This window comes from uncultured Martelella sp., from assembly GCF_963677965.2.
Taxonomy (GTDB): domain Bacteria; phylum Pseudomonadota; class Alphaproteobacteria; order Rhizobiales; family Rhizobiaceae; genus Martelella; species Martelella mangrovi.
The window spans coordinates 3,231,865-3,258,784 of record NZ_CAXXFM010000001.1 but is presented as its reverse complement, the minus strand read 5'-3'; the positions used below and the strand labels follow the sequence as shown (position 1 = coordinate 3,258,784).

Genomic DNA, 26,920 nt, shown 5'->3' with positions numbered 1-26,920 from the left:
TGAGACGGAACACATGGACGTAGTCGTCGTAGAGTCCCCTGCAAAGGCAAAGACAATCAACAAATACCTCGGCAAGGACTACAAGGTTCTGGCATCCTTCGGCCATGTGCGCGACCTGCCGCCGAAGGATGGCTCGGTGCTGCCCGACGACGATTTCGCCATGTCCTGGAAGGTCGACACGGCATCGGCCAAGCGGGTGAAGGATATTGCCGACGCGGTGAAGAGTGCCGACGGCCTCATTCTCGCAACCGACCCGGACAGGGAAGGTGAAGCGATCTCGTGGCATGTCCTCGATCTTCTGCAAAAGAAGAAGGTGCTGAAGGACAAGCCGGTCAAGCGCGTGGTCTTCAACGCCATCACCAAGAAGGCCGTGCTCGACGCCATGGCCCATCCGCGCGATATCGATGAAGCGCTGGTGAATGCTTATCTCGCCCGCCGCGCGCTCGACTATCTCGTCGGCTTCAACTTGTCGCCGGTTCTGTGGCGCAAGCTTCCCGGCGCCCGGTCCGCCGGCCGGGTTCAGTCGGTGGCGCTGCGCATCGTCTGCGATCGAGAAACCGAGATCGAACGCTTCATCCCGGAAGAATACTGGAACATCGTCGCCGACCTGAAGACCGAGCGCGGCGATGCCTTCGAGGCCCGCCTCGTCAAGGCCGATGGCAAGCGCGTCCAGAAGAACTCCATAAAGGACGGCGACCATGCCGGCCGCATCAAGGAACTGCTCGAAGGCGCGACCTATTCGGTGGCCAGCGTCGAGGCCAAGCCGGTGCGCCGCAATCCCGGCCCGCCCTTCACCACCTCGACCCTGCAGCAGGCCGCCTCGTCCCGCCTCGGCTTTTCCGCATCGCGCACCATGCAGGTGGCACAGCGGCTTTATGAAGGCGTCGACATCGGCGGTGAAACCGCTGGTCTCATCACCTATATGCGTACTGACGGCGTCTCCATGGCGCCGGAAGCCGTCACCGCCGCACGTGACGCGATCGGTGACCAGTTCGGCCAGCGCTACCTGCCGGAAAGCGCCCGGCATTATTCGGTGAAGGCCAAGAACGCGCAGGAAGCGCATGAGGCCATCCGCCCGACCGACTTCACCCGCACGCCGCAATCGGTGAAGAAATATCTCGATAGCGACCAGTTCCGGCTTTACGACCTTGTCTGGAAGCGCGGCATTGCCAGCCAGATGGCATCAGCCGAAATGGAACGGACAACCGCCGAAATCACCGCTGCGAAAGGCGGCGACAGTGCGGGCCTGCGCGCCGTTGGCACGGTCGTCAAGTTCGACGGTTTTCTGAAAGCCTATGCCGACAACCGCGAGGAAAAGCAGCCCTCCGACGAGGATGACGACGATGGTCGTCTGCCCGAAATCAACCAGGGCGAAAGCGCCGCCAAGGAAAAGATCCGCGCCACCCAGCATTTCACCGAGCCGCCGCCGCGCTATTCGGAAGCCTCGTTGATCAAGAAGCTTGAAGAACTGGGCATCGGCCGCCCGTCGACCTATGCCTCGACGCTGGCAACGCTGCGCGACCGCGAATACATCACCATCGAAAACCGCAAGCTGACGCCCGAGGCCAAGGGTCGGCTGGTGACGGCCTTCCTCGAAAACTTCTTCAACCGCTATGTGGAATATGATTTCACGGCCGACCTTGAGGAAAAGCTCGACAAGATTTCCGACGGTTCTCTGGAGTGGAAACAGGTCCTGCGCGATTTCTGGAAGGACTTTTTCGCGCAAGTCGAAGACACCAAGGAACTGCGCGTCACCAATGTGCTTGATGCGCTGAACGAGGCGCTGGCGCCGCTGGTGTTCCCCAAGCGCGAAGACGGCTCCGACCCGCGCACCTGCCAGGTCTGCGGCACCGGCAAGCTGTCGCTGAAGCTCGGCAAATACGGCGCCTTCGTCGGCTGTTCCAACTACCCGGAATGCAACTACACCCGCCAGCTGGGCGCCGATGCGGAGGCCGAAAACGGCATCAACCCGAACGAGCCGAACCAGCTTGGCGAAGACCCGGAAACCGGCGAACCGATCACGCTGCGCACTGGCCGTTTCGGACCTTATGTCCAGCGTGGCGACGGCAAAGAAGCAAAGCGCTGCTCGCTGCCGAAGGGCTGGAAGCCGGAGGATATCGACCTTGAAAAAGCGTTGCAGCTTCTCTCGCTGCCGCGCGAGGTCGGCCCGCATCCGGAAGACGGCAAGATGATCACCGCGGGCCTCGGGCGCTACGGCCCGTTCGTGCTGCATGACGGCACCTATGCCAATGTCGAAAGCATCGACGATGTGTTCTCCGTCGGCGTTAACCGCGCGGTCTCGATCATCGCCGACAAGCGCGCCAATGGCGGCCGCCGCCGTTCCGCGCCCGCCGCGCTGAAATCGCTGGGCGATCACCCGGATGGCGGCGAAGTCACCGTCAATGACGGCCGTTACGGGCCTTATGTGAAGTGGGGCAAGATCAACGCCACCATTCCGAAGGGCAAGGACCCGCAATCGGTGACCATGGAAGAGGCCATTCCGCTTCTGACCGCCCGCATGGAAAAAACCGGCGCGAAAAAGCCAGCCAAGAAAAAGGCCCCGGCCAAGAAACCGGCTGCCAAGAAGACAACGACCAAGACCGCGGCAGCAAAGAAGACCACCACGAAGAAAACAGCCTCTGCAAAGAAAAAGGCTGAGGCTGAAAGCGACAACAGTTGAGCCAGAAACCGCGTCCCCGCACGAAGGACACCATCGCGCCGAAATCCGATGCACCGATCATCCAGGGCGCAGTGCCGCCGCGCGATGTGCTGTTGAAGTTCATCGCCGACAATCCCGAGCGCGCATCGAAACGCGAGGTTGCCAAGGCCTTCGGCATCAAGGGTGCGGCGCGCGTCGAGCTGAAGGACCTCTTGCGCGACCTTGAGGACGAAGGCCTGCTGCAGAAAAAGCGCAAGAGCCTTGTGCGGCCGGGCGCGCTGCCGCCGGTCACCGTGCTCGACATCACCACCCGCGACAAGGACGGCGAACTGATCGGCCGCCCTGCCGAATGGCCGGAGATGGAAGGGGCGGCACCTGCCGTGCTGATCCGCCAGTCCGGCGGCGGCAAGAACAACAAGCGCAAGGTCGCCACTGCCGGTCTCGGCGACCGTATCGTCGCCAAGATATTCCCGTCGAAATCGGATACCGGCCCGGCCTATACCGCCCGCATCATCAAGGTGATCGACAAGCGCAAGCAGGCCGCGCTGGGCGTGGTGAAGATGCTGGATGACGGCACGGCGCGGCTGATGCCGATCGAGCGCCGCGACAATGAAATGATTCTCGATGAGCTTGCCGGCGCGAAAGACGGCGATCTGGTCGAAGTCGACGTCAAACGGTCGGGCCGCCATGGCCTGCCGCGCGGCGAAGTGCTGTCCGTCGTCGGTTCCCTGACCTCGGAAAAGGCCGTGTCGATGATCGCCATCCACGCCCACGGCATTCCGCACATCTTTCCGAAAGAGGCGCTCGATGCGGCGGACGCGGCCAGGCCCGCCACCATGTCGCACCGCGAAGACTGGCGCGACCTGCCGCTGGTGACCATCGACCCGGCAGACGCCAAGGACCATGACGACGCCGTTTTCGCCGAACTCGACACACGGCCGGAAAACGAGGGTGGCATGATCGTCACCGTCGCCATTGCCGACGTCTCTTATTATGTCCGCACCAAATCGGCGCTCGACCGCGAAGCGATGAAGCGCGGCAATTCGGTCTATTTCCCGGACCGCGTGGTGCCAATGCTGCCCGAACGGATTTCCAACGATCTCTGCTCGCTGCGCGAGGGCGAGGATCGCCCCGCCCTTGCCGTGCGCATGGTGTTCTCGAAGGAAGGCCGCAAGGCATCCCACACCTTCCACCGCATCATGATGAAGAGCGCGGCCAAGCTCTCCTACCAACAGGCACAGGCCGCCATCGAAGGCAAGACAGACGACAAGACCGGCCCGCTGCTGGAACCCGTCTTGAAGCCGCTGTGGGCCGCTTACGAGACCATGAAGCGCGGACGCGACCGTCGCCAGCCGCTGGAACTCGACATGCCCGAGCGCCGCATCCTGCTGAAGGAAGACGGCACGGTCGACAAGGTGGTAGTGCCGCCGCGTCTCGATGCGCACAAGCTCATCGAGGAGATGATGATCCAGGCCAATGTCGCCGCCGCCGAAACGCTGGAGACCAAACGCCAGAAGCTGATCTACCGCACCCATGACGCCCCCTCGCTTGCCAAGCAGGAGAGCCTGCGCGAGTTCCTCGCCACGCTGTCCATCCCTCTGGCCAAGGGCGGCAACCTGCGCGCCAATTCCTTCAACGGCATCCTCTCCAAAGCGGATAATTCGCCGCACAAGGATCTGGTCAACCAGATGGTGCTGCGCGCCCAGAGCCAGGCGGTCTATTCGCCGGAAAATATCGGCCATTTCGGCCTCAACCTGATGAAATACGCGCATTTCACCTCGCCGATCCGCCGCTATGCCGACCTGATCGTCCACCGCGCTCTGGTGGCCTCGCTCAATCTGGGCGAAGGCGGGCTGACGGCGGAGGAAGAAGCCCAGCTTGACGATATCGCCGCCGAAATCTCCACCTTCGAGCGCCGCGCCATGGCCGCCGAACGCGAAACCGTCGACCGGCTGATTGCCCATCATCTGGCCGGTCGCATCGGCGAAAGCTTCGATGGCCGCGTGGCGGGCGTCACCCGCTCCGGGCTGTTCATCGCGCTGCCGGAATACGGCGCTGACGGCTTCATCCCCGCCTCCACGCTCGGCGCGGACTATTATGTCCACGATGAAGTGCGTCAGTCGCTGGTCGGAGAGCGCACCGGGCTTGGCTATCAGCTTGGCGATGATGTCGAGGTGCAGCTTGTCGAGGCGATCCCGCTGGCCGGCGCGATCCGCTTTGAAATGCTGAGCGCCCCGCGCAAGATGCCGGCAGCCACCCGCTCCTATCACAAGTCGAAAACCGGCCGCCCGATGCGCGGCGGCGGCGCCGGACGGCGCTCTGCACGCGGCAGGCGGTGATTGCATTCAAACCGAATGTCTGACTAAATCGCCTCCGGGAGGCCACATGTCCGAGCAGGCGAAAGACAATCACCAGATTTACGGCGAGACCCCGCAAGGCGAACGCCGGTTGATGCCGGCCATCGTCAACGGCCTCAAATGCCGCTGCCCGTCCTGTGGCGAAGGCAAGCTGTTTTACAAATACCTGAAAAGCGTGGAGGTCTGCGACCGCTGCGGCACCGAAATCCACCACCACCGCGCCGACGACCTGCCCGCCTATCTGGTGATCCTCGTCCTCGGACATTTCATGGTCGGCGGTTATATGACGGGTGCGGAACTCTTCGACCTGCCCGACTGGGTCCATCTCGCCATCTGGGTACCGCTCACAGCCCTCACCGCCTTCCTGATCATCCAGCCCATGAAAGGCGCCGTCATCGGCCTGCAATGGGCACTGAAAATGCACGGGTTTGATGGCAAGGGGAAAGAAGAAGCCGTGGATTATTCGGAAGGGGGCTGATTCCTGAGACGATGAAAGACCTGACGGGAATTGCATCAGAAAATTTGCCTTCGGAAGCCGTTTTCCTGCCGGCATTCGTCCGGCCTGACGAGGAAACGGCTTTGGTTCATGCGCTTGATGCGCTGAACTGGAGTGTCGAACTCAAACGCCGCGTACAGCATTTTGGCTATCGTTATGATTATCGTGCGCGCACGGTCACATACGATGCCTATATCGGGCCCCTGCCTCCATGGCTGGAAAGGCTCGGGAACCGACTGCACGCCGCCGGTTTCTTTCAAACGCCGCCCGATCAGGTCATTGCAAACGAATATCTGCCGGGTCAGGGAATCAGCGCGCATGTCGACTGCCCGCCTTGTTTCGGCGACACAATCGTTTCCGTCAGCCTGCTTTCACAATGCGAGATGATCTTCCGTCAACAGCATGGAAATGACCGGTGCTCGCTCATTCTTGAGCCCCGCTCCGCTCTGGTTCTCCGCGGTCCGGCCCGCTACGACTGGTCGCATGAGATTCCCGCACGCAAGAGCGATCTCATTGACGGCGCTAGAATCGCCAGAGCGCGCAGGATTTCGCTCACCTTTCGTAAGGTTATCCATACAGGGTCAGCTTGAAAGCATAATCCTCGGCCTGACCGGCTGGGTCTATCTCACCGCCTTCCTGATCATCCAGCCCATGAAAGGCGCCGTCATCGGCCTGCAATGGGCGCTGAAAATGCACGGGTTTGATGGCAAGGGAAGCGATGAGGCGGTAGATTATTCCGAGCGGTGAACGCTCTTCCTTGCGAAAAGGTAGATCACCTGCACACGACCGCGCCTTATCCCTCCGACATCTTCATCACCACGACCCCCGAGATGATCAGCACCGCTGCGATCAGCCTTCCGGGCGTTACCGCCTCGCCAAGAACAGCCACGCCGACGGCAAAGGCGCCGATGGCACCGATGCCGGTCCAGATCGTGTAGGCCGTGCCGAGCGGAAGCGTGCGCATGGAAATCGACAGCAGGATGAAGCTGGCCGCGGCGGCGAGGAAGGTGACGAGCGTGGGGATGAGAAGGGTAAAGCCCGCCGACTTTTTCATGGAAAAAGCCCAGACGACTTCGAGAACACCGGCGATTGCGAGAATGAACCAGGCCATGACGCGGTCCACCTTCTTTGATCAAGAGTGGCCGGGCCGTCCCGGATGGATATCGAAAGGCACGGGTCGTCCCGCGCCGGCGATGATCTAGAGCATTTCAGCCTGAAAGGAAAGCGTTCGGCGGAAAGATCGGGCTTCAGTCGACGAGACAGACCTTGTTCTTGCCGGTGCGTTTGGCCGTGTAGAGGGCGGCATCGGCGCGGGCGTAAAGCACGGACTGGTCTTCGTCGCAGCGCGCAGGCGCAATACCGGCGGAGAAGGAATAGCGAAATTCCGGATGCATCGGCAAGGGCCTGTGCGTGCTCACCTCCCGCAGCATGGCCTCGACCACGGCCATCGCCGCCAGTGGCGTCATGCGCGGCAGAACAAGACCGAATTCCTCACCGCCGAGCCGGCCGAAGCAATCGGTGCGGCGAACACCCGCCGAAATCTTCTGGGCGAAGTCGATCAGAAGCTGATCGCCGACGGAATGGCCAAAGCGATCATTGATCTGCTTGAAATTATCGACATCGAGAATGGCAAAACATCCGATCGGAATTTCAGGCGATCCGCCCGCGCGCGTCATCATCTCCGAAAGACGCTCCATCACAAAGCGGCGATTGGCGATGCCGGTCAGGTCATCAGTCAGCGAGGTCCTGAGCGCGAGGTCGCGCTCCTGGCGCAGGCTCCGCCCCTGTGTGCGCAGTTCGGTGATATCGTTGGCAAGACACATCATCCAGCCATCCTCGTCCACCGTTTCGGTCATCCACAGCCAGCGACCGTCATGGACATCGGTCTCGAAGGCCCGAAACGGCACCTTGCCGCGCCGCGACAGCGTACCCTTGAGCCATAATTCGAAATCGGGACTGGAGATCACCGTGCCGCGCCGGGCATGAAAATTGCGGCGCATCAATGTCGGCCAGTCCGGATATTCATCAGGCCCGACGAAGAACACCTCTCGGTAGTGCCGGTTTGCCAGGACCAGCCGGTCGTGCTCGTCAAAGACGGCGAAAAACGCGTCAGCAATCTCCATCAGGCGGAGAAACTTTTTCAGCTTGCCGTCCATGTCTGTAATGCACACCCTGTTCGAGATAGCCTTACCGGTGTGGAACCGGCCACAGATCTATACCTAGCCTCTCGGGGGTTGGCGCGCCACCGCCGGAAACGTGTATTGGCAGGCCGCGCAAGACTTGCTTCGTGAACGCGGCAAAAACAAGTCAACCATGATTGCCAACACGGTTTGCGCCAGTCTCTGTTCAGCTCAATTCATTCCAAGCCAAACGACATGACGCGCGCCGCGCTTCTTCGCGTTGGCGCGCACCGAAACCGCTTCGGTGGCAAAGCCGCTCTTCTTCATCCGCGCCGTAAACTTGTCGTCAGGGTGCGCTGACCAGACGGCGAGCACGCCCGCCTTCTTCAACGCTGCTTTCGCGGCGGCAAGACCGGAGAGGCTGTAGAGCCTGTCGTTGGATGAGCGGGTCAGGCCATCGGGGCCATTGTCGACGTCGAGCAGAATGGCGTCGAACGCGCCCTTGGAACGGGCGATCAGTGCGGTGACATCACCGGTGACAACCTCCACGCGCGGATCGTCGAGCGCACCCTTGAAGACATCGGCCATCGGCCCCCTCGCCCAGGTCACGACGGCGGGCACCAGCTCGGCCACAACGATGCGCGCATCCGCCGGCAACACCGCAAGGGCGGCGCGCAGGGTGAACCCCATGCCAAGCCCGCCGATGAGCACGGCCGGGGCCTTGCGGCCGGCAATTCGTTCGGCCGCCAGTTCGGCCAGTGCCTCTTCCGAGCCGTAAAGACGGCTGTTCATCAGTTCGTTGGAACCGAGCATGATGGAAAATTCGGTTCCGCGCTGTTTCAGCCGCAATGTCGCCGCCTCGCCCGGTATTGCGGCGCTGTCGAGTTCGATCCATGGAATCATCGGCGTTTTCCGTCCGTTCGTCTTCACCCGCTTCATAACGCATTCAGCCATTTCGCCAAGCCGTCGGCGTAAAAGAGACCTGAAACAGGTGCCAAACGCAGCCCAGGAATGCGGCCCGGCGGCCGTTTTCGCGGCAACAGAAAACCGTCCATGCGCCCAAAATGCCACCCGGCAGGCCGGCAACAGCCAAAGACGCGCATTTCCGGCACGCTTCTCCTTGACTTTTGCTTCCAGATTCGTAGTGTCCGGCCAGATTTTGCTGCGGACGGTTAACCGGCCCGGCGGGAATGTGAGGCGTCCTGAGCGGGCGCTTCCTGATTTTTAGGAAAATTCCGGGCGTACCGGTTCCGCTTTTCCCTTGTCGGAGGCGGATTGCTCTTGAAGGCGGAATAAAATGGCAAAGGCAACAACGATCAAGATCAAGCTTCTGTCGACGGCAGACACCGGCTTTTTCTACGTTACCAAGAAGAACAGCCGCACGATGACGGAAAAGATGGTCAAGACCAAATATGATCCGATCGCGCGCAAGCACGTCGAATTCAAGGAAGCCAAGATCAAGTAAGATCAGGCACATCCTGTTTATGTGAAAAGGCCCGGCTCTTTGGAACCGGGCTTTTTTTTGTTATGCGCCGGCGCGTTTGAGCAGACGGCGGCGCAGGCTGACCATCAGCAAGGCCAGCGCAAGGCTCAAAATGCCCATAGCCGCAATCTGCGCAGGATAGTAGACCCCGGCATCGATAAGATATCCCGTGCACCCCGGACCGACGGCGGTGGAAAACACCACTGCGGCAATCACCACCGCGCGAATGCTGCCGAGGTGCCGGGCGCCGTAAAGCTCCGGCCAAAGCGCGCCGTTCAGCGTGCCGGATGCGCCCATGGAGCAGCCGATCAGCGACATGAAGACATAAGGCGTCCATGTCGCGCCGGAAAACCCCATGATCAGGCAGGCAAGCGCGATCGGCAACAGCATGAAGGGCATGACGGCAACGGAGGAAAACCGGTCGACCAGCACACCGGTGACCAGCATCGCCGCAAGGCTTGCCATCGACATCAGGAAGAACGAACCGGCAAACAGTTCCAGCGTCCAGCCGCGTAACTCCACCATATAGACCTGATGGAAGAAGATCGTGGTGGCAATGAAGGGCGGCGCCAGAAAGACCGCGAGGATCGCCCAGAACAGCGGATCGCGCAGCACCTCGCTGCGCGTCCAGTCGCGCGGCGCCGTCTGTATCTTTTGCCCGGTAGCGGCAGACTGTGGCTCTCGCTCCACCCGCATCAGCGCGACAATCACAGGCAGACCGACGGCAAGTGTCAGAACCGCAGCCGCAATCCAGCTGCCGCGCCAGCCGACAAGGCCACTCACCAGCACAAAGATCAGCGGAAAGCTGGCCTCCGCGGTCTGCAGGCCGAGCGAGGAAAACGAAACAGCCCGACCGCGCATGGCATTGAACCAGCGCCCCATGGCCGTCACGGCGATATGGCTCATCATCCCCTGCCCGAACAGGCGCAGCATGTAGAGTGAAATGAACAGCACAAAGATCCAGTGCGAAAGCGCCATGAGAACTGCGGCCAGCGCCAGCAGTGGCATAACCAGCAGCACCACCTGCACCACACTGCGGTAATCCACAATCCGGCCGAGGCGGGTCAGGGTTGCCGCGCTCAAAAGCGTCGCCCCCATATAGACAAGGCCGAAATCACCATGGCTCAGGCCATATTCGGCACGGATATCGCCGGCTGACAGCGATATGAAATAGGTTTGCCCGAAAGCGGTGAAATAATTCATCACGAATGCGCCGCCCACCCAGCGGGCGTTTTCGCGCAGGAATGCAAAGACGTTCATCAACAAAGTCCTGATATGGCAAGGTCGGGCCGAACCGGAGGCGGCACCTCCCTCCCGGCCTGGCATACCGGGGCCCGCCGCCAAAACGCGGTAAGCTGAACGTCTCTCACGTTAGCGAGCCGGGCTGCCGAGGTAAAGCGACCTCAGGCCTGTTTGTCGCTTTCGGTGTTCCCTGCCGCACTGCTTTCCTCGGCCTTTTTCTGTGCCGCCGCCTGTTGTTTTCCGGCCTTTTCCGCCTTGCGCTCTGCCTTTTTACGGCGGCGTTCGCGCCGAGCATGGCTGAGCGCGATGAGGCGGGCGCGCAGGCCGGCGACGCCGCGGCCGATGAATGCACGTCCACGATCGACCTCGCGCAGCTCCTGGGCATAAGCGACCGCAAGTGCATTGCGATAGCTTTCGAGCCCTTCGCTGTAGGTGGCCTCGAGACGTCGCATGACCGAGACCCAGACGGGCGAAACCAGCAGCGAAATCGCCGTCATCGCAATCACGAGGCGATAGAGGTCTTCGCCAAGCGCACCGGCGGCAAGGCCGGCTGCGGCCAGCACAAAGGAAAATTCGCCAACCTGCGCCATCGACAGCCCGGCAATCAGCGCGGTCTGCGCCGAAGAGCCGGTCCAGCGCAAAAACATCACGTTGAGCACCGATTTGGCGGCAACGACACCGATGGCCGCCAGCAGAACGGTCAAAAGATTGTCCCAGATAAAGCCGAGATCGATCAGAAGGCCGATGGACAGGAAGAAGATTACCAGCAGCACGCTCTGGATCGGCTCGACGACCGGAATGACGCGGCTTCGAAGAGTGGAATTGCCCACGCAGATGCCGGCAATAAAGGCGCCGTAGGCCGGCGAAAGACCGGCCACGCCCGATATGGCGGCCGCCGAAAAGCAAAGCGCCAGCGCGCCGAGCGCCAGCAGTTCGACCTTGTCTTCCACCTTTTCCGCATAGGGAATCCTGAGCTTTCCGAACCGTCCGAAATACCACAGAAACCCCGCCATGATGCCGACGGCAACCACGACGCGGACCGTGGTCGACACCACGTCGAACCCCTGGCCGCCAAAGCTCGACGCAAAAATCAGCATCGGCACCACCGCAATATCCTGGGCGATCAGAACACCAACGGCGATGCGCCCGGCATCGCCCCTGAGCGCGCCCATTTCATCCAGCATCTTCATCGCCACCACGGTCGAGGACATTGCAATGACGAAGCTGAGAATCACGATTTCGCGGGTGGTGGCATCAAGCAGGGCACCGATCACCACAGCCAGAAGCGCCGCACTTGCCAATTGCCCGACGACAACGAGCAATGCCTGCCTGAGCGAAACAACGAAGGCCTTGATCGACAATTCCATGCCGATGAAGAACAGCAGCACGACAACGCCCATTTCACCGAGAAAGGCGACGCTATCATTATTGGCGATCAGCCCCATGCCGGTGGGGCCGAGCAGAATGCCGGCGAGAATGAAACCGACGAGCGGCGGCTGCCGCAGCCACAGGAAACCAAGGCCGGCCAACGCCGCAACCGCGATAACCAGCGCAACGGCGGCGAAATCACCGCCATGCGAGCTTCCCTGCGCAACCGCCTCATGAACAATCTGTTCCATCTGCGCCCTTTCCTTCCAGTCGCCGCAAAGACCGTTTCAACTCAGTCCCTTGTCCACAGAATAAGGATCATCGCATCAAAAGCTCAACCAAACCCTTCCAAAACGGCCGCCCTGTGCGGGATGTATCGATTCCCAATAAAATTCAGAGACTTGACGGATAGCATTTCAACATCCCGCAGCCGCTGGCACAGTTGCGGCAAGGAAGGCCGCCCGGCCTTGAGGGATGGAGGTATTGCGCAGCGCAGCAACGATTTCTCTTTGCCAGCCGTGAAATTCGTCATATATTGTTAACGATAAATGGAGGAGACGACATGAGTTTATCACGTTCCCTGCATACCCTTCTGATCGGAGCAGCATTCGTTTTCGTAACGGTTATGCTCTTCGTCTAAACCAGACAGAGGCGCCCGGACGCTATCTTTGCCAAGGCATTGCCGGAGGGAACCGGCTGCCATAGTTTTGCGTTGTTATGGTCCTATATGCGGTTTGCGCGTGACAGGGGCATCATGATGGTGCGGTCATCGCAAAACGGCTTGTTTCCGTTTCCTGTTGTGGAGACGGATGTGAGACCAATTGGCACGGAGAACACCATGTTTGAACACAAGACTTCCCCGGGCGACCTGCTCGACCGCCTGCGTTTTTCTCAGCAGACACCTGTGGAACGCGCAGGATCAGTGGTGCGCGGTGAGGTCAATGCCCTGAGCAAAACCGCCCGGCAACATCCCGCGGCAAGCGGATCGGCCCTTGCGCTGGTCGGGCTTGTGGCCTTCGGTCTCGGCTTTCTGGCCGGCAATGCCAGCAGTAGTGAAGCACCGGCCCCGCGCAAGCGGATTTTCCGCAGCAGACGCAGATCCGGCAAGCCCTTCTCCAGCAAGCGCAGTTCGTTCTTTTTCGATCGCAAACGCTGAAACCGCGCTGGCGCGAATGAGCGGGCGATGTGAAAACCTCGCGTCACCGCTCAGGCGCAATGCGGGCGGCGGAACCATTCCGAATTCCGCGTTACTGCCAGTGTTCGTCGATCCAGGGGGTCGAACGGACATGTTTGTAAATCCGTTTCCACGGCGCGTTCACCGGCCATTTGCCGATGGCTGCCTCGTCGGGATCCGGCTTTCCGGTGAAGGCGACGATCCTGGTATTATCCGGCAGCGGCGGCGTTCGGAAGAAATTCAGCGGCCAGGCGGGAAGCAGCGTGTGTTTGAAACTGACACACCACTCGCGCGGCCAGAACGCCATTTCATCGACAACATCGGAAATATAGACCTGTTCGATCCCGTATTTTTTCCGGATTGCGATGCCGTTCTTTTCGAAGTCATCGAAAATATGGGTATTTTTTCCCACATGCCAGCGGAAGACAGAGGTATTGCCGATCCCCTGCCCCAGCTGCGTCCAGTTTTCGCAGACGCAAAACGTACCGGGACGGAAATCGAATATCGCATCGAGATCGCCGGTGATCACGATATCAAGATCGAGAAACAGGACGTCGCCGGCGAGATCGGCAAGCGGGGCCTGCCAGAGCGAAAGCTTGCGCCAAGGCGTGAAGGCAATGTCATCTTCAATCCGGATCGAGGGCAGCGGGAACGTGTCCACCTCCTCGTCAACCTCCGTCGCGTCGTCAGTAAAGCAGACCAGACGGGTCGGTCGTTTCGTATGGCGCTTTATCATCGACCAGAGCCGGTTCACATAAAGTGCGGGATAGCGCGATCCCCATTTCATACATACGATGGTCTGCAACAGGCTTGATCCTATCAAATTCTGCTGAACATCGATTGCCCGGTTGAGGGTGGCCACGGCCGGACACTCGAATGCCAACGTTTTCCTACGGCGATTATCCGTCTCTTTGTCTATGAATTAAGCTGCGGCAAGCGCAACTCCATCGGAGGGCGATAATATGAAAAACTGAACACAGGCGTCCATTACATCAATTCGTAAATTCTGAAAAAGAACTTTTTAATTAAAAGCACGTAATGGTGGAAAAAACGGCTCACCGCCTTATCCACCACGCCCCACACGGCGAAAAGATACCCTGATGCCGTTTTCCGGTCTATACCGAAACCCTGTAAAAGGCATGACAGGCCGGGGCTTTATCACATCATCGCATCGCCTGCCTGCACAATCTCCGGGGAAATATCCATGACAGACCGATCACCGCGCATTCTGCAGCTTCTTCCCGCACTCGGCGATGGCGGGGTTGAACGCGGAACGCTGGAGATGGCGGCTTATCTTTCCCGCAAGGGCATAAATCATTATGTGGCAAGCGCGGGCGGGCCTTTGCTGGCGCCGCTGACGGAAACCGGCGCCCATCACTTTGACCTCGCGGTCGGGCGGAAATCGCCGTTTGCCATCAATGCCAATGCCAGCCGGCTGGCGCGGCTGATCGACGAACACGAAATCGACATCGTGCATGCCCGCAGCCGTGCGCCGGCCTGGGTTGGCTGGCTTGCCGCGGCACGGGCCAAGCGAAAGCCACACTTCCTGACGACGTTTCACGGCGTCTACAGCCACGGCAACCGTTTCAAGCGCGCCTATGCCGGCGTGATGCTGAAGGGGCCACTGGTGGTGGCCAATTCGGCCTTTATCCGCGATCACATCATCGCGGTCTACGGTTTCCCGGCAGACAGGATCATCGTGGCGCCGCGCGGCGTGGACACCGCCGTTTTTGATCCCGACGCAATCACGGCCGATGAAATCGCCCAGGTACGGTCAGAGCTTGGCGCGCATACCGACGAACCGTTGATCGCAATCGTCGGGCGCATCACCGACTGGAAGGGGCACCGCTATCTTGTCGAAGCCCTCGCCCTTGCCAGGAACAAAGATTTCCATCTGGCGGTCATCGGCTCGGGAAGCGCAAGCGTGATTGCGGAACTGGAGGCGCAGATTGCCGAACAGGGTCTTGCCGACCGGGTGACGATCACCGGCAGCCGGCGCGACATTCCCGCCGTGATGGCCGCAGCCGATATCGCCGTTTCAGCCTCCACACGACCGGAGGCTTTCGGCAGGGTCGCGATCGAGGCGCAGGTGATGGCGACACCGGTGATTGCCACCAGCCATGGCGGCAGCCTTGAAACGGTGATTGACGGCAAGACCGGCTATCTCGTTCCGCCGGCAAGCGCAAAGGGCTTTGCCGATGCGATCGACATCGCCCTTTCAGACCGTGAGGCGCTGGCGGCGATGGGCCGCACCGCGCGCGCCCATGTGCTTGCCAATTTCACGGTTGAAACCATGCTCGAGAAGGAATTTTCCGCCTATGAAAGGCTGCTTACGGAAGACAGATAGCCGCCGTCAGATGGCGACCAGCCCTTCCTTTTTCACCTGCCGGATGGTCAGCATGGTGCGGACCGTGTCGACATGCATGTTGGTGGTCAGCACCTCGATCACGAAATCCTGAAACTGCATCAGGTTTTCCGAAACGCAATGCAGCAGGAAATCTGTTTCCCCGGAGGTCATCCATGCCTGGCGCACAATCGGCCAGTCTTCGGTCGCCGTGGAAAACGCCTTCAGTTCGGCCTCGGACTGGTGCTTCAGCCCGACCATGCAAAAGGCAACGAGATCATAGCCCAGCCGCGGCGCGTTCAGCATGGCGTTATAGCCTTCGATAATGCCGGCTTCCTCAAGCCGGCGCACCCGCCGAAGGCAGGGCGGCGCGGAAATGCCGACCCGTTCGGCCAGTTCGACATTGGTCATCCGGCCGTCGCGCTGCAGCTCGCGCAGGATCTTGAGATCGACGGAATCGAGGTCGGCGCGCATAGATTTCTCCTGAAGCGGATTCGGGACGCGTTTGGGGCTCAGAGCGAGCAATATTATTACAACACTCCGCAGGAATCTTTCAACAGACGGAAATGGTCTGTTGGTAGCTATCCCATGGCCTTGAAACTGACGCCCGTCCAGCCATAAATGAGCCAGAACACTGAATTGCGCCGGCGCGCCATCATTTCCCGCTTGCCGGGATGCGCTGAAAGGATTTGATATGCCAGACCATCACACACAGGTTCTGATCATCGGTTCCGGCCCGGCCGGCTATACCGCCGCGATCTATGCCGCACGCGCGATGATGAAGCCGGTGCTGATTGCCGGCCTTGAACAGGGCGGCCAGCTGACGATCACAACCGATGTCGAAAATTATCCCGGTTTTGCCGATCCGATCCAGGGTCCCTGGCTGATGGAACAGATGCTGGCCCAGGCGGAAAATGTCGGCACGGAAATCGTCAACGATCTGGTATCCAGCCTCGACCTGAGCAAGCGCCCGTTCACGGCGACCACCGATTCGGGCGAGGTCTGGACCGCAGACACGGTGATTCTCGCCACCGGCGCACAGGCCAAGTGGCTCGGCCTTGAAAGCGAACAGACCTTCAACGGCGGCGGCGTTTCCGCCTGCGCCACCTGCGACGGCTTCTTCTACCGGGGCAAGGATGTGATCGTGGTCGGCGGTGGCAATTCCGCTGTCGAAGAGGCGCTTTACCTGGCCAATATCGCCAAGACCGTGACGCTGGTGCACCGGCGTGACGAGTTCCGCGCGGAAAAGATCCTGCAGCAGCGGCTGTTCGCGCTGGATAACGTCAAGGTCATCTGGAACCACGCTGTCGAGGAAATTGTCGGCACCAGCGCCGTGCCGCCGCTGCCGCCGTCCGTCACCGGCGTGCGACTGAAAGACGTCAGGTCCGGCGAAAAGACCACGGTTGATGCCGATGGCGTCTTCATCGCCATCGGGCACGCGCCGCAGGTCGATCTGATCCGCGATCAGCTCAGGCTGAAACCGAACGGTTATCTTTGGACCGAGCCGGGCACGACGAAAACCAGCATCGAGGGCGTTTACGGCGCAGGCGATGTGACGGATGACAATTACCGGCAGGCCGTGACAGCGGCGGGCATGGGATGTATGGCCGCACTTGAAGCGGAACGCTTCCTGACCGAGCAGAAAACCGGTACACTGGCTGCCGCGGAGTAAAGTTTATGAAAAGCACGAGCATGCCTCTGGATTGGGACAAGCTGCGCATCTTCCATGCGGCAGCAGAGGCGGGCTCGTTCACCCATGCGGCAGACAAGCTCCATCTGTCCCAGTCGGCCATCAGCCGTCAGGTCAGCGCCCTTGAACAGGATGTCGGCGTGAAGCTGTTTCATCGTCACGCCCGCGGCCTGATTTTGACCGAGCAGGGCGAACTGCTTTACCGCACGGCCCATGACGTGCTGCTGAAGCTCGAGGGCGTGCGCTCGCGGCTGACGGAAACCAAGGAAAAGCCGTCCGGCAAGCTCAGGGTGACGACCACCGTCGGCCTTGGCCAGGGCTGGCTGACCGACAAGGTCCAGGAATTCCTGCAGCTTTATCCCGACATGCAGATCCAGCTTATCCTCGACAATGAGGAGCTGGACGTGAACATGCGACACGCCGATTGCGCGATCCGCCTGCGCCAGCCGCAACAGCCGGACCTGATCCAGCGCAAGCTGTTTACGGTGCACATGCATGTCTACGCCTCGCCGTCCTACATCAACCGCCATGGCGAGCCGCAATCGATCGAGGATCTCGACAATCACCGAATCATAACCTTCGGTGAACCGGCGCCAGCCTATCTTCTCGATGTGAACTGGCTGGAAATCGCCGGGCGTTCGTCGGATAATCCGCGTCCGGCGCATCTGCAGATCAACTCGCTGACTTCGATCAAGCGGGCCGCCCTGCTGGGGATCGGCATTGTCATGCTGCCGGACTATATCGTCGGGCGCGATCCCGGCCTGCTGCAGCTCGTCACCCACGCAGACGTTCCCAGCTTCGACACCTATTTCTGCTATCCGGACGAGCTGAAGAATTCGGCCAAGCTGAAAGTGTTCCGTGACTTCATCGTCACCAAGTCGCGCAACTGGAGCTTCTAGAGCCCTGCTCCGGGACCAAGGCGATTCGTCTCCGACAGCCGAAACATTTTTTCCGCTTCCGATCAGCCATCGCTGTGTCGGTCGGCGGCGACGGATGCGTCCTTGGCGTGCACAAGCTTCAGGCACCGCGTGGAAATAGCCAAAACAAGCCTATTTTTTATGCTGTTTTTGGAATTGCTTTGTATTAGTCAATTTTGGCTGCAAATTTCACTTCCTGCATGGCAGCCATGCAGAAAATCGCCTTGTGAAATGCCTAATTCAGGGGCATATCGCACACAGCTGATGCAGTTGGTGCCCAATTTCTCCCTGGTGCACCGCAACAGCTGTTCCCCTCTGGAGGTTTTGAGAGACCTTCTAACTCAAAGGGCCCCGTTTTTCGGTGGCCCTCTTTTTTTGCCTGCAGATCTTTGATCTTTTTTTTCGCATTCGGCGATGAAAACTATTGCAACGCGCACAAAAAAGAACCATATCCAGAATTAGCTGATGCGTACGGCGTGACTGTTGAGTCTCGCTGCAGCAGCTGTTCCCCTCTGGAGGTTTTACCTTCACACCTAACAGGGCCCCGTTTTGGAGGCCCTTTTTTTTGCCTTGCATCAGGCCGGGAACCGGCAGCATGCGACAGGCATTGCTCTTCGTATACGTTTTCTTGTCGTTTTGTACTTTAGAACTCAGAGACCTTCCGGCGAGGACTGCGGAGGGTTTGGCGGGCCGTTCCGGCGCAATTGCGAAATTGCGTAAATATCCGGCGCAGGTTACACACAGACAGGTTCGAGGTTTCGTGGCCCAAGACGGAGAGGAATTGCATGGCCAATCTTTTTGACCCCATCACGATCGGCGACGTCACACTCGAAAACCGGATCATCATGGCGCCCCTGATGCGCAACCGGTCCCCGGAAGCCGTTCCCAACGAACTGAATGTCGAATATTACCGGCAGCGCGCCACGGCAGGCCTGATCATTTCCGAGGCCACGGCGGTTACCGAACAGGGTCAGGGCTACTCAAACGCGCCGGGCATCTACAGCGATGCCGCCATCGAAGGCTGGCGCCATGTGACAACGGCGGTCCACGAAACCGGCGGCAAGATCTTCTGTCAGCTCGTGCATGTCGGCCGGGTCTCCCACAAATCCTTGCAGCCGTTCGGTGATCCGCCCGTCGCGCCGTCGGCGATTCAGGCCCGGGCAAAATCCTTCGTCGTCTATTCCGACGGCACCACCGATTTCATCGAAACCTCCATGCCGCGCCAGCTCAAGCCCTATGAGATCTCCGGCATCATCGAGGACTATCGAAGAGCCGCCGCCCGCGCCATGGAAGCCGGCTTTGACGGTGTCGAAATCCACGGCGCCAACGGCTATCTGGTCGACCAGTTTCTGCGCTCAAGCAGCAATCAGCGCACCGATCTTTACGGCGGGCCGCTGGAAAACCGCGCCCGCTTCATGTTCGATATCGTCGGCTGTATCTCGCGCGAGATCGGGCCCGGACGCACGGCCATCCGGTTGTCGCCGGTCGCGCCGTCCAACGACATGCATGATGACCGGCCGCAGGCGCTGTTCAATTATATCGCAAGCCAGCTGAGCGCCTATGATCTCGCCTATGTCCACATCGTCGAGGGGGCGACAGGCGGGGACCGCAATTACCAGCAGGGCCCGGAGCCATTCAATTACGAGGAAATGCGCGAGACCTATTACCGGACCGACGGCTCCGGCGCATGGATGGTCAATAACGGTTACGACCGGCAACTGGCCATCGACGCACTGGAAAAGGAGCGCGCCGACCTGATCTGTTTCGGCCGCCCCTTTGTCGCCAATCCCGATCTTGTGCGCCGCCTGCGGATCAATGCGCAGCTTAATGCGTTGGATCAAAGGACACTGTTCGGCGGCGATGCGAAAGGGTACACCGATTACCCCGCGCTCGGCAGCTGACGCCTCGACGCTGTAAAACGGGATCGCTTTGACAATGCTGAAATTTCTGCGCGGTGAAACCCTGCTTCTGCAGGCTGTCCCGGTTGCCCTGCTTGCCTATCTGTTCGAACACGCGATCATGGAAGCCGGGCAGGCGTTCGCGCTGATGGCCGCTGCCGCGCTGATCGTCTCGATTGCCTGCGCCTCGATGCGGGTTGCCCATCATGCGGAAATCCTCGCCGCCAAGGCGGGCGAACCCTATGGCACGATGATCCTGACGCTCTCGGCTGTGGTGGTCGAGGTCCTGATTCTGGTGGTCATGATGCAGCAGAGCCAGCAGCCGACGCTGGTGCGCGATACGATCTATTCCGCCGTGATGCTCGATATCAACGGCATTCTCGGCCTGGCAGCGCTGCTGGGCGGGCTGAAGCATGGCGAGCAGCCCTATAATGACGATTCAGGCCGCACCTATGCGGTGATGATCCTGACGGCCATGGGCATATCGATGATCGTGCCCGATTTCGTGCCGCAGGAAAGCTGGCACTATTATTCCGCCTTCACCATCATCGCCATGCTGGCACTCTACGCGGTGTTTTTGAAGATGCAGGTCGGTCAGCACAGCTATTTCTTCTCCTACCGCTACCCGAAGATGCGGGCGGGCGCCGAAAAGAGCGCGGAAGAAGAAGAACACGGGCCGACGGCACTTTCGGTCGGCGTGATCCTTGCCGGCGTGGCGCTGATCGGCCTTCTGGCGGAATTCATGTCCGCATTTCTGTCCGACGGGCTTGAGGGCACCGGCGCGCCGCTGGCGCTGACGGCCATTCTGGTCGCCAGCATCGCCGCCGGTCCGGAAATCCTGACGGCGCTCAGGGCCGCACTGAAGAACCGGATGCAGGCCGTGGTCAACATCGCGCTCGGCGCCTCGCTGTCGACCGTGATCCTGACCGTGCCGGTGGTCGAGGCGATTGCGCTTTTCACCGGCCAGCCCTTCACCATGGCCATGACCCCGGTTCAGATCACCATGGTCGCCATTACGCTGGTCGCCGCCGCCATCAATGTCAGTGACGGCGAGACCAACGCAATCGAGGGCATGACCCATTTCGTGCTGTTTGCAACCTTCATCATGCTCTCCTTTCTCGGGCTTTGACCGGTTCAGGCGGCCTTCGGCTCTCTCTCGGATTGCCCGGCAGGCGCGCGAACACCCAGATCATCGAGCGCTGCGGCAACAGCTTCGTCGATCGGCGTGCGCGGTTCATGCCCCAGAACAGCAACCAGCCTGTCGTTCTTCATGTGCAGCGGTGTCCGCCACAGATAGCGCACTTCGGCGACCTCCCGCATCAGCGGCATGAAGGGCGCAAGCAGCGGCACCATGAACCAGGGAAACGGCCGCACGGGCAGTTTCGGGTTGCCGGATACCTTGCGAATGGCGTCAATCATGCCTGATCCGTCCGCATCCCAATAACCTTCGAACTGAAAGCTTGCAAAAGCCGGCAGCGTGCCGGCGCGCGCATCAAGCGCGGCGAAGGTTTCGCCAAGATCCGGCAGATAGGCCCATTGATGGCCGACGCCGGGCGTGCCCAGCCGCGTCACCGATTTGAGCGGCTTGCCCGGTTTCACCATCTGCCCGAACCAGCTGTTGGCGACATTGGCCCCGCCGAAAAAGTCCCCTGCCCTGACGAGAATGACCTGCGTGCCGTTCCAGGCCGTCTCGCGCAGCCGCTCTTCCACCGCAACACGGATCTGCCCCTTGCGGGTGGTCGGGTTCTGCGGGCTGTCCTCGACCGGTTCCGGCAGCACATCGGGGCCGAAATTGTAAACGGTGCCCGGAAACAGGATGCGCGCATGGTTGGCGCTTGCCGCGATGATGGTATTGTCGAGCATGGGCAAGACCAGCTTTTGCCAGTTCTGATAGCCCGGCGGATTGACGCCATGAAAGATCAGGGTCGCGCCTTCTGCGGCCGCCATCACATCCTTCAGCGACATGGCGTCGCCGCTGACCCACTCATAGGCCGGATACTTTTCGCGCTGCTTTTCCGGGCTCCGGTTCATGGCGCGGATGCGATAGCCGCGCGCATGAAGCGATCGGGCGACAGCGCCGCCAACGCCGCCGCTGACCCCCAGAATGAGAGCGAGCGGGCGTATTGTCAGCGCATTTCCTGTGTTTGTCCGGGTCATCATCTTTGTCCTTTGCCTGAAACCTGCCGGCAGTATCGGAAAAGAGTGACCCAAACGGAATTGTATAAATATGTATCATTGATATACATTTATTTATGGAAAGAACGAATTGGGACTATTACCGCACCCTGCTGGCCGTGCTCGATACCGGGTCGCTTTCGGCTGCAGCACGGCATCTCGGCCTGACCCAGCCGACCGTTGGCCGGCATATCGAAGCGCTTGAGGCGGAGGCCGGCCAGCAATTGTTCACCCGCTCGCAGCGCGGGCTGGAGCCGACCGACACGGCGCTTTCGATGCGGCATCTGGCCGAAGCCATGGCCGCTGCGGCCGATGCCATCCGGCGCACCGCATCGGAAAGCCGGACGGCCGTTGCCGGCAGTGTGCGGATCAGCGCCAGCGATGTCATCGCCGTTGAGGTTCTGCCGGAAATTCTCGCTCCGGTGATGGCCGGACACGCCGCCCTCGATATCGAGGTTTCCGTTTCCGATGCCGTGGAAGACCTCCTGAACCGGCAGGCCGATATCGCACTTCGCATGGTCAAGCCGACGCAGGATGCGCTTCTGGTGCGCCATATCGGCGAGATCCCGATCGGCTGTTTTGCCCGTGATGATGTGATCGCCCGCCACGGCACCCCGCAAAAACCGGAGGACATCACAAACCTGCCCACCATCGGCTACGACCGCGAACTGGTCTATATCCGCGAAGCGATGAAAGCCCTCGGCGACATCCCCCTGCCGGCATTCGATTTCCGCTCCGACAGCAATCTTGCCCAATTGTCCGCGATCCGCGCCGGCTGCGGCTTCGGCTTCTGCCAGGTGCCGCTCGGCCGCCGCGATCCGCGTCTTGTCGAGGTGGTCAGGGGGCAGATCCCGCTCAGCCTGCCGCTATGGGTCGTCATGCACGAGGACCTGCGCCACTCGCCGCGCTGCCGGGTGGTTTTCGATGCACTGGTAACGGGCCTGAAAGCCTATATCGCTTCGGCCTAGAGCGTTTCAGTCTGAAACGCTCTAACGCCCGTCGGACGGCAGGTAACGCTCCACCAGAAGGTGCCATTGTTCGCTGGAAAGCGTCGACAGGATCGCGATATTGAGCGCCTCGCGCTCCGGATCGTTTTCCGGCATGATCAGACCGTAATTCTGCTGCGAAAACGAAAGCGCAGTCAGATACAGTCCCGAATAATTGCGCAAGCCCCATTGCAGCGCGGCGCGGTCGTAGACGAACGCGTCGATTTCGCCCTTTTCGAGCGCATCCAGACCGGCGGCTATATCGGTATAATCGCTTGCCGAAACCTGCAGGACGTCAAGCTCATAGGCAGCGGCCGAGTTGCCGACCGTGCCGACCTTAAGACCGGCGAGATCGCCGACGCCCTCGATGGCGCTGGTGCTGATGGAGGATGTCAGCCCGGCGGCAAGCTGGGCGGTGGTGATCGCCGTCAGGATCAGGGCCGCAAACATCCAGAACATCGCCAGAAGCCGGCCAAGAAAGGTCATCGGCGCCTTGTCACCATACCCGACCGTGGTCATGGTCACCGTCGCCCACCAGAAGCCGGAGAAAACCCCGCGCGCCGGGCGTGGCTCGAACTGTTCCGGATTGGCGCGCCGCTCCAGAAGCCAGATCAGTGCGCCGATGACGAACACCGGGCCGGTCAGCAGGCCAAGCATGTAGAGAAAGGCCCGGGACGTCAGCAATTCCAGCATGAAACGCGGGCCCAGGCGGTCGACGATCCGCAGCGCCACGCCGACACTGCTGCTGTAATAGGGCTGGGAAAAATCGATCACCGCCTCGTCGGCGGCATTGACCGGCACGGCGCCGATCGCAATATCCAGCGTCCCGTCCGCAACCTTGGAAACCATGTCGCCGGGCGCGGTTTCAACAAAACGATAGTCCCGATGCAGCGCACGGCCGAGCATGGTCATCATGTCGACCCCGAGCCCGTACCAAGAACCGTCCCGATCCTTCATCACGAAGGGCGGCACGCTGTGAATACCGACCGTCATTGCGGTCTTCTCGGATACCGGAGCGGCGGCGGTATCACCTGCATCCTGGGCCCGCGTCTGGACGGCAAACAGCGCAAACAGAAAAAGGGCAACGAACCAAAAGACACGCCCGTTGCCGGACATGCCGGTCGAATGGAAAAAACTGCGTCGCATGATACCCCGGCTCAAGCTTGAACAACCAAGGCTATAACCGCATTGACGCCGCATGTTAAGCGCGTATCGCGCTCGAAAGAGAGCACGCTATTGTCGCTTTCCCGTTACGGGAAGCAGCAAGAGGGCAAGAAGCGACAGCAGGGCAAAGGCGGCAAATGTAATGCGCAGCCCCACGGCTTCGCTGAGAAAGCCGACCGCTGCCGGGCTCGCCATCAAAGTCACAAAGCAGATAAACGACATGGTTGCGACATCCCGTTCGGGCGCATCGAAGCGGCGCGCGGCAATCGACAGCGCCACCGGATACACCACCGCGACGCCGACGCCCGTGACGGCGGCTCCGGCGAGTGCCGCGATCATTGATGGCGCCACGGCAATAGCAAGAAGCCCCGCGCTGGCGCAGAGGATCGATCCCGCCACGACCAAACGCTCTCCCAGCCGCTCGAGAAGAGAATCGCCCGACAGGCGAACCACCGCCATGGAGGTCGAGAGAACCACCAGCAGAAGCGTTGATGAAAACGGAGCTGCGCCGAGATCGCTGCGCATGAAGATTGCACCCCAGTCACGCACGATACCCTCCAGCGCAAGCGTGCCAAGCGGGAGAATGCAAAGCAACAGCAGCGCAGGCTTTGGTATGCGTTCCTTAATCGGAATCCGCGCGTTTCCGGCAACAGCGGCACGACGGGGCACATGTGGCAGGCTCCGAGCCAGAACGGCTGCCGCCGCGACACCGGCCACCGCCGCGACACCGCCCTGTACAGAAACGGGAATGGACATTTGTGAAAATGCACCGCCCGCCAGAAGTCCGGCGATCGAACCGATGCTCCATCCGCCGTGGCAACGCGACATGACCCGCCTGCCCGTGGTCCGTTCAATGTGCCCGGCCATCGCGTTCTGCGTAACCTCGGTATGCGACAGGCAGAGCCCCAGAAGGGCAAATACGACAATCAAGGTGAAGCGCGTTTCGGCAAATCCGACACCGAGCGACAGAGCACCGAGAACGGCGACTGAAAGCCAGCTTGCCTTTGTCAGCCCCACGCGGCCGACCATATACGGCGCCAGCATGAAACCGAAAATATTGCCGATCGGCATGCCGATCAGCACAAGGCCCAAGGCGGCATCGGACAAACCGTTACCGGCCTTGATATCGGGAATACGGGCATAAATCAGACCGGTGATGACCGCCTCGGCCGCAAACAGCATCAAGACGGCCCACAAGGTGGAACGGCGCTTTGTCATCGGACAGCTCTATCGCGGTTGCGAACAACAAAAGTCAGCCCATCCGACTCTTTAATTGCTGCTTTAGCCGAGCATTTATCACAAATGCTACATTAAGTGGTGGCTGTTTGCGAAAAACCGGCAACACGCTCGCCCGAGGGGATGGCAAGAGCTGCCCATAAAAAAGGCGCGCCCGAAGCGCGCCTTTCAAACTTGTCTGCTTCAAACGGGCCCTTAGCGGCAGGCCGCGCAGAAACGCTGGATGCGCTTGCAGGATTCCTCAAGAGCCTCTTCCGATGTGGCATAGGAGATGCGGAAGTTGGGGCCAAGTCCGAAGGCCGAACCGTGCACCACGGCGACCCCTTCGGATTCCAGAAGCTCGGTGACGAAATCCTCGTCATTGTTCATGACCTTGCCCGTCGGTGCGGTCTTGCCCATCAGCCCTGCGCAGGAGGGATAGACATAAAACGCGCCTTCGGGAACCGGGCACTCGAGACCGGTTGCCTGATTGAGCATCGAAACCACCAGGTCACGGCGCTTTTCAAAGGCGGCCTTGCGCTCGGGAATGAAGTCCTGGGTGCCGTTCAGCGCCTCGACCGAAGCCCATTGCGCAATCGAGCAGGCGCCGGAGGTCTGCTGGCTCTGGATCGTCGTCATCGCCTTGATCAGTTCTTCCGGACCCGCAGCATAGCCGATGCGCCAGCCGGTCATGGCATAGGCTTTCGAAACGCCGTTCATGGTCAGCGTGCGGTCATAGAGGCCAGGCTCGACTTCGGCCGGTGTCGCGAATTTGAAATCGCCATAGGTCAAGTGCTCGTACATGTCGTCGGTCAGCACCCAGACGTTTTCATGCTTCATCAGCACATCGGTCAGGGCCTTCAGTTCATCATGCGAATAGGCAGCGCCGGAAGGGTTGGACGGCGAGTTGAAGATGAACCATTTGGTCTTCGGCGTGATCGCCTTTTCCAGATCTTCGGCCTGCAGCTTGTAATTGTTTTCCTTGGTGGCGGAAACGAACACCGGGGTGCCGCCGCAAAGCGCCACCATTTCCGGATAGGAAACCCAGTAAGGTGCCGGGATGATGACTTCGTCGCCCGGGTTCAGCGTCGCCATGAAGGCGTTGAACAGGATCTGCTTGCCGCCCGTGCCGACAATCGTCTGCGAAGGCTTGTAGTCGAGATTGTTCTCGCGCTTGAACTTGGCGACAATTGCATCGCGCAGCGGCGGAATGCCGGGCACCGGCGTATACTTTGTCTCGCCGCGGTTGATCGCCTCGATGGCGGCCTGCTTGATGTTGTCCGGTGTATCGAAGTCGGGCTCGCCGGCGCCGAGACTGATGACATCGCGCCCTTTCGCTTTGAGGTCGCGTGCTTTCTGAGCCACGGCGATGGTGGCGGAGGGCTTCACACGAGAAAGAGCGTCAGCAAGAAGGGCCATTTTCAATGTCCTGATGTCTAGATTGAACCTTGGAAAGCCGCCGGATCGCGGCACGTTTTCCAAGTGTTTGGTCTAAGCCGAATTTGCCCGCCGTTTCAAGCGCAATCCTCGCTCAATCGTCAATTGAGGGCGCCCTGTGCCCTTCGGGAAACGCCGCACGGGTCGCCTTTGTGGATATTCGCGCCGGCAACCCGACGACCGGCGGCGGTAACC

The 26,920-nt window shown here is 60.4% G+C and carries 23 protein-coding genes; 12 read left to right on the top strand and 11 right to left on the bottom strand.

The features are described from left to right. Positions 1-13 precede the first annotated feature (13 nt). From topA to ACHZCU_RS15130, 4 genes are read left to right on the top strand one after another with little or no spacing between them, the layout of a single operon-like run. Positions 14-2,680: a type I DNA topoisomerase gene (gene topA / locus ACHZCU_RS15145; protein WP_319519427.1), complete on the top strand. Its 2,667-nt coding sequence runs from the start codon at positions 14-16 to the stop codon at positions 2,678-2,680. 32 nt (positions 2,681-2,712) lie between these two features. Further along, complete coding sequence (rnr, locus tag ACHZCU_RS15140; protein WP_319519805.1) at positions 2,713-4,998, top strand: ribonuclease R; 2,286 nt, start codon at positions 2,713-2,715, stop codon at positions 4,996-4,998. A 46-nt stretch (positions 4,999-5,044) separates the two neighbouring features. Next, positions 5,045-5,494 (top strand): DUF983 domain-containing protein, encoded by a 450-nt coding sequence (locus tag ACHZCU_RS15135; RefSeq protein ID WP_319519426.1) that lies wholly within the window; start codon positions 5,045-5,047, stop codon positions 5,492-5,494. An 11-nt stretch (positions 5,495-5,505) separates the two neighbouring features. Then, positions 5,506-6,102, top strand: coding sequence for an alpha-ketoglutarate-dependent dioxygenase AlkB (locus ACHZCU_RS15130; protein ID WP_319519425.1), 597 nt, complete (start codon positions 5,506-5,508; stop codon positions 6,100-6,102). Positions 6,103-6,305: 203 nt separating this feature from the next. Here the strand turns inward: ACHZCU_RS15130 and ACHZCU_RS15125 are convergent, their stop codons facing one another. The 3 genes from ACHZCU_RS15125 to ACHZCU_RS15115 all read right to left on the bottom strand — a co-directional run bounded on the left by ACHZCU_RS15125 (position 6,306) and on the right by ACHZCU_RS15115 (position 8,535). Next, on the bottom strand, positions 6,306-6,623 hold the full coding sequence (locus tag ACHZCU_RS15125) for a multidrug efflux SMR transporter (RefSeq protein ID WP_319519424.1): 318 nt from the start codon (positions 6,621-6,623) through the stop codon (positions 6,306-6,308). A gap of 136 nt (positions 6,624-6,759) precedes the next feature. Beyond that, complete coding sequence (locus ACHZCU_RS15120; RefSeq protein WP_319519423.1) at positions 6,760-7,668, bottom strand: GGDEF domain-containing protein; 909 nt, start codon at positions 7,666-7,668, stop codon at positions 6,760-6,762. 195 nt (positions 7,669-7,863) lie between these two features. Then, the gene (locus ACHZCU_RS15115) at positions 7,864-8,535 is read right to left on the bottom strand and encodes a hypothetical protein (protein WP_319519422.1); all 672 of its coding nucleotides are present in this window, start codon (positions 8,533-8,535) and stop codon (positions 7,864-7,866) included. Between the two features lie 394 nt (positions 8,536-8,929). On the opposite strand from ACHZCU_RS15115, the gene rpmG reads away from it, so the two are divergent. Continuing rightward, entirely contained in the window at positions 8,930-9,097 is a 168-nt protein-coding gene (gene rpmG / locus ACHZCU_RS15110; RefSeq protein WP_018066542.1) for a 50S ribosomal protein L33, read from the top strand. Positions 9,098-9,157: 60 nt separating this feature from the next. On the opposite strand, the gene ACHZCU_RS15105 is transcribed toward rpmG, so the two are convergent. Both ACHZCU_RS15105 and ACHZCU_RS15100 read right to left on the bottom strand, forming a co-directional pair. Next, entirely contained in the window at positions 9,158-10,375 is a 1,218-nt protein-coding gene (locus tag ACHZCU_RS15105; RefSeq protein WP_319519421.1) for an MFS transporter, read from the bottom strand. A 143-nt stretch (positions 10,376-10,518) separates the two neighbouring features. Then, on the bottom strand, positions 10,519-11,976 hold the full coding sequence (locus tag ACHZCU_RS15100; protein WP_319519420.1) for a cation:proton antiporter: 1,458 nt from the start codon (positions 11,974-11,976) through the stop codon (positions 10,519-10,521). Between the two features lie 587 nt (positions 11,977-12,563). Here ACHZCU_RS15100 and ACHZCU_RS15095 point away from each other — a divergent pair. Beyond that, positions 12,564-12,881 carry a hypothetical protein gene (locus tag ACHZCU_RS15095; RefSeq protein WP_319519419.1) on the top strand — a complete coding sequence of 106 codons (318 nt, stop codon included), beginning with the start codon at positions 12,564-12,566 and terminating at the stop codon, positions 12,879-12,881. 91 nt (positions 12,882-12,972) lie between these two features. Here ACHZCU_RS15095 and ACHZCU_RS15090 read toward each other — a convergent pair whose 3' ends face one another. Beyond that, positions 12,973-13,704: a hypothetical protein gene (locus ACHZCU_RS15090; RefSeq protein WP_319519418.1), complete on the bottom strand. Its 732-nt coding sequence runs from the start codon at positions 13,702-13,704 to the stop codon at positions 12,973-12,975. Positions 13,705-14,103: 399 nt separating this feature from the next. Between ACHZCU_RS15090 and ACHZCU_RS15085 the strand changes: the two genes are divergently transcribed. Then, positions 14,104-15,246: a glycosyltransferase family 4 protein gene (locus tag ACHZCU_RS15085; protein WP_319519417.1), complete on the top strand. Its 1,143-nt coding sequence runs from the start codon at positions 14,104-14,106 to the stop codon at positions 15,244-15,246. Between the two features lie 6 nt (positions 15,247-15,252). On the opposite strand, the gene ACHZCU_RS15080 is transcribed toward ACHZCU_RS15085, so the two are convergent. After that, on the bottom strand, positions 15,253-15,717 hold the full coding sequence (locus ACHZCU_RS15080; protein WP_106301919.1) for an Lrp/AsnC family transcriptional regulator: 465 nt from the start codon (positions 15,715-15,717) through the stop codon (positions 15,253-15,255). A 220-nt stretch (positions 15,718-15,937) separates the two neighbouring features. Between ACHZCU_RS15080 and trxB the strand changes: the two genes are divergently transcribed. From trxB to ACHZCU_RS15060, 4 genes are all read left to right on the top strand, one after another. Beyond that, positions 15,938-16,915, top strand: a complete 978-nt coding sequence (gene trxB, locus ACHZCU_RS15075; RefSeq protein ID WP_319519416.1) for a thioredoxin-disulfide reductase — start codon at positions 15,938-15,940, stop codon at positions 16,913-16,915. A 20-nt stretch (positions 16,916-16,935) separates the two neighbouring features. Continuing rightward, the gene (locus ACHZCU_RS15070; RefSeq protein WP_106301925.1) at positions 16,936-17,832 is read left to right on the top strand and encodes a LysR family transcriptional regulator VtlR; all 897 of its coding nucleotides are present in this window, start codon (positions 16,936-16,938) and stop codon (positions 17,830-17,832) included. Positions 17,833-18,635: 803 nt separating this feature from the next. After that, complete coding sequence (locus ACHZCU_RS15065) at positions 18,636-19,751, top strand: alkene reductase (RefSeq protein WP_106301931.1); 1,116 nt, start codon at positions 18,636-18,638, stop codon at positions 19,749-19,751. Between the two features lie 34 nt (positions 19,752-19,785). Further along, entirely contained in the window at positions 19,786-20,877 is a 1,092-nt protein-coding gene (locus ACHZCU_RS15060; protein ID WP_319519415.1) for a calcium:proton antiporter, read from the top strand. 5 nt (positions 20,878-20,882) lie between these two features. Here ACHZCU_RS15060 and ACHZCU_RS15055 read toward each other — a convergent pair whose 3' ends face one another. After that, complete coding sequence (locus ACHZCU_RS15055) at positions 20,883-21,905, bottom strand: NAD(P)H-binding protein (protein WP_319519414.1); 1,023 nt, start codon at positions 21,903-21,905, stop codon at positions 20,883-20,885. A 95-nt stretch (positions 21,906-22,000) separates the two neighbouring features. Between ACHZCU_RS15055 and ACHZCU_RS15050 the strand changes: the two genes are divergently transcribed. After that, on the top strand, positions 22,001-22,891 hold the full coding sequence (locus tag ACHZCU_RS15050) for a LysR family transcriptional regulator (protein ID WP_319519413.1): 891 nt from the start codon (positions 22,001-22,003) through the stop codon (positions 22,889-22,891). Positions 22,892-22,912: 21 nt separating this feature from the next. Here the strand turns inward: ACHZCU_RS15050 and ACHZCU_RS15045 are convergent, their stop codons facing one another. The 3 genes from ACHZCU_RS15045 to ACHZCU_RS15035 all read right to left on the bottom strand — a co-directional run bounded on the left by ACHZCU_RS15045 (position 22,913) and on the right by ACHZCU_RS15035 (position 26,707). Then, positions 22,913-24,055: a transporter substrate-binding domain-containing protein gene (locus ACHZCU_RS15045; protein WP_319519412.1), complete on the bottom strand. Its 1,143-nt coding sequence runs from the start codon at positions 24,053-24,055 to the stop codon at positions 22,913-22,915. A gap of 87 nt (positions 24,056-24,142) precedes the next feature. Then, on the bottom strand, positions 24,143-25,291 hold the full coding sequence (locus tag ACHZCU_RS15040) for an MFS transporter (protein ID WP_319519411.1): 1,149 nt from the start codon (positions 25,289-25,291) through the stop codon (positions 24,143-24,145). Positions 25,292-25,504: 213 nt separating this feature from the next. Then, a complete protein-coding gene (locus tag ACHZCU_RS15035; protein WP_319519410.1) occupies positions 25,505-26,707 on the bottom strand; it encodes a pyridoxal phosphate-dependent aminotransferase in 1,203 nt (400 codons plus the stop codon). Positions 26,708-26,920 lie beyond the last annotated feature (213 nt).

Excerpts from the sequence above, each read along its gene's own strand:
- topA (WP_319519427.1), top strand. The coding sequence starts at position 14 with ATGGACGTAGTCGTCGTAGAGTCCCCTGCAAAGGCAAAGACAATCAAC.
- ACHZCU_RS15135 (WP_319519426.1), top strand. The coding sequence starts at position 5,045 with ATGTCCGAGCAGGCGAAAGACAATCACCAGATTTACGGCGAGACCCCG.
- ACHZCU_RS15130 (WP_319519425.1), top strand. The coding sequence starts at position 5,506 with ATGAAAGACCTGACGGGAATTGCATCAGAAAATTTGCCTTCGGAAGCC.
- ACHZCU_RS15125 (WP_319519424.1), bottom strand. The coding sequence starts at position 6,623 with ATGGCCTGGTTCATTCTCGCAATCGCCGGTGTTCTCGAAGTCGTCTGG.
- ACHZCU_RS15120 (WP_319519423.1), bottom strand. The coding sequence starts at position 7,668 with ATGGACGGCAAGCTGAAAAAGTTTCTCCGCCTGATGGAGATTGCTGAC.
- ACHZCU_RS15115 (WP_319519422.1), bottom strand. The coding sequence starts at position 8,535 with ATGATTCCATGGATCGAACTCGACAGCGCCGCAATACCGGGCGAGGCG.
- rpmG (WP_018066542.1), top strand. The coding sequence starts at position 8,930 with ATGGCAAAGGCAACAACGATCAAGATCAAGCTTCTGTCGACGGCAGAC.
- ACHZCU_RS15105 (WP_319519421.1), bottom strand. The coding sequence starts at position 10,375 with ATGAACGTCTTTGCATTCCTGCGCGAAAACGCCCGCTGGGTGGGCGGC.
- ACHZCU_RS15100 (WP_319519420.1), bottom strand. The coding sequence starts at position 11,976 with ATGGAACAGATTGTTCATGAGGCGGTTGCGCAGGGAAGCTCGCATGGC.
- ACHZCU_RS15095 (WP_319519419.1), top strand. The coding sequence starts at position 12,564 with ATGTTTGAACACAAGACTTCCCCGGGCGACCTGCTCGACCGCCTGCGT.
- ACHZCU_RS15085 (WP_319519417.1), top strand. The coding sequence starts at position 14,104 with ATGACAGACCGATCACCGCGCATTCTGCAGCTTCTTCCCGCACTCGGC.
- ACHZCU_RS15080 (WP_106301919.1), bottom strand. The coding sequence starts at position 15,717 with ATGCGCGCCGACCTCGATTCCGTCGATCTCAAGATCCTGCGCGAGCTG.
- trxB (WP_319519416.1), top strand. The coding sequence starts at position 15,938 with ATGCCAGACCATCACACACAGGTTCTGATCATCGGTTCCGGCCCGGCC.
- ACHZCU_RS15070 (WP_106301925.1), top strand. The coding sequence starts at position 16,936 with ATGCCTCTGGATTGGGACAAGCTGCGCATCTTCCATGCGGCAGCAGAG.
- ACHZCU_RS15065 (WP_106301931.1), top strand. The coding sequence starts at position 18,636 with ATGGCCAATCTTTTTGACCCCATCACGATCGGCGACGTCACACTCGAA.
- ACHZCU_RS15060 (WP_319519415.1), top strand. The coding sequence starts at position 19,786 with ATGCTGAAATTTCTGCGCGGTGAAACCCTGCTTCTGCAGGCTGTCCCG.
- ACHZCU_RS15055 (WP_319519414.1), bottom strand. The coding sequence starts at position 21,905 with ATGACCCGGACAAACACAGGAAATGCGCTGACAATACGCCCGCTCGCT.
- ACHZCU_RS15050 (WP_319519413.1), top strand. The coding sequence starts at position 22,001 with ATGGAAAGAACGAATTGGGACTATTACCGCACCCTGCTGGCCGTGCTC.
- ACHZCU_RS15045 (WP_319519412.1), bottom strand. The coding sequence starts at position 24,055 with ATGCGACGCAGTTTTTTCCATTCGACCGGCATGTCCGGCAACGGGCGT.
- ACHZCU_RS15040 (WP_319519411.1), bottom strand. The coding sequence starts at position 25,291 with ATGACAAAGCGCCGTTCCACCTTGTGGGCCGTCTTGATGCTGTTTGCG.
- ACHZCU_RS15035 (WP_319519410.1), bottom strand. The coding sequence starts at position 26,707 with ATGGCCCTTCTTGCTGACGCTCTTTCTCGTGTGAAGCCCTCCGCCACC.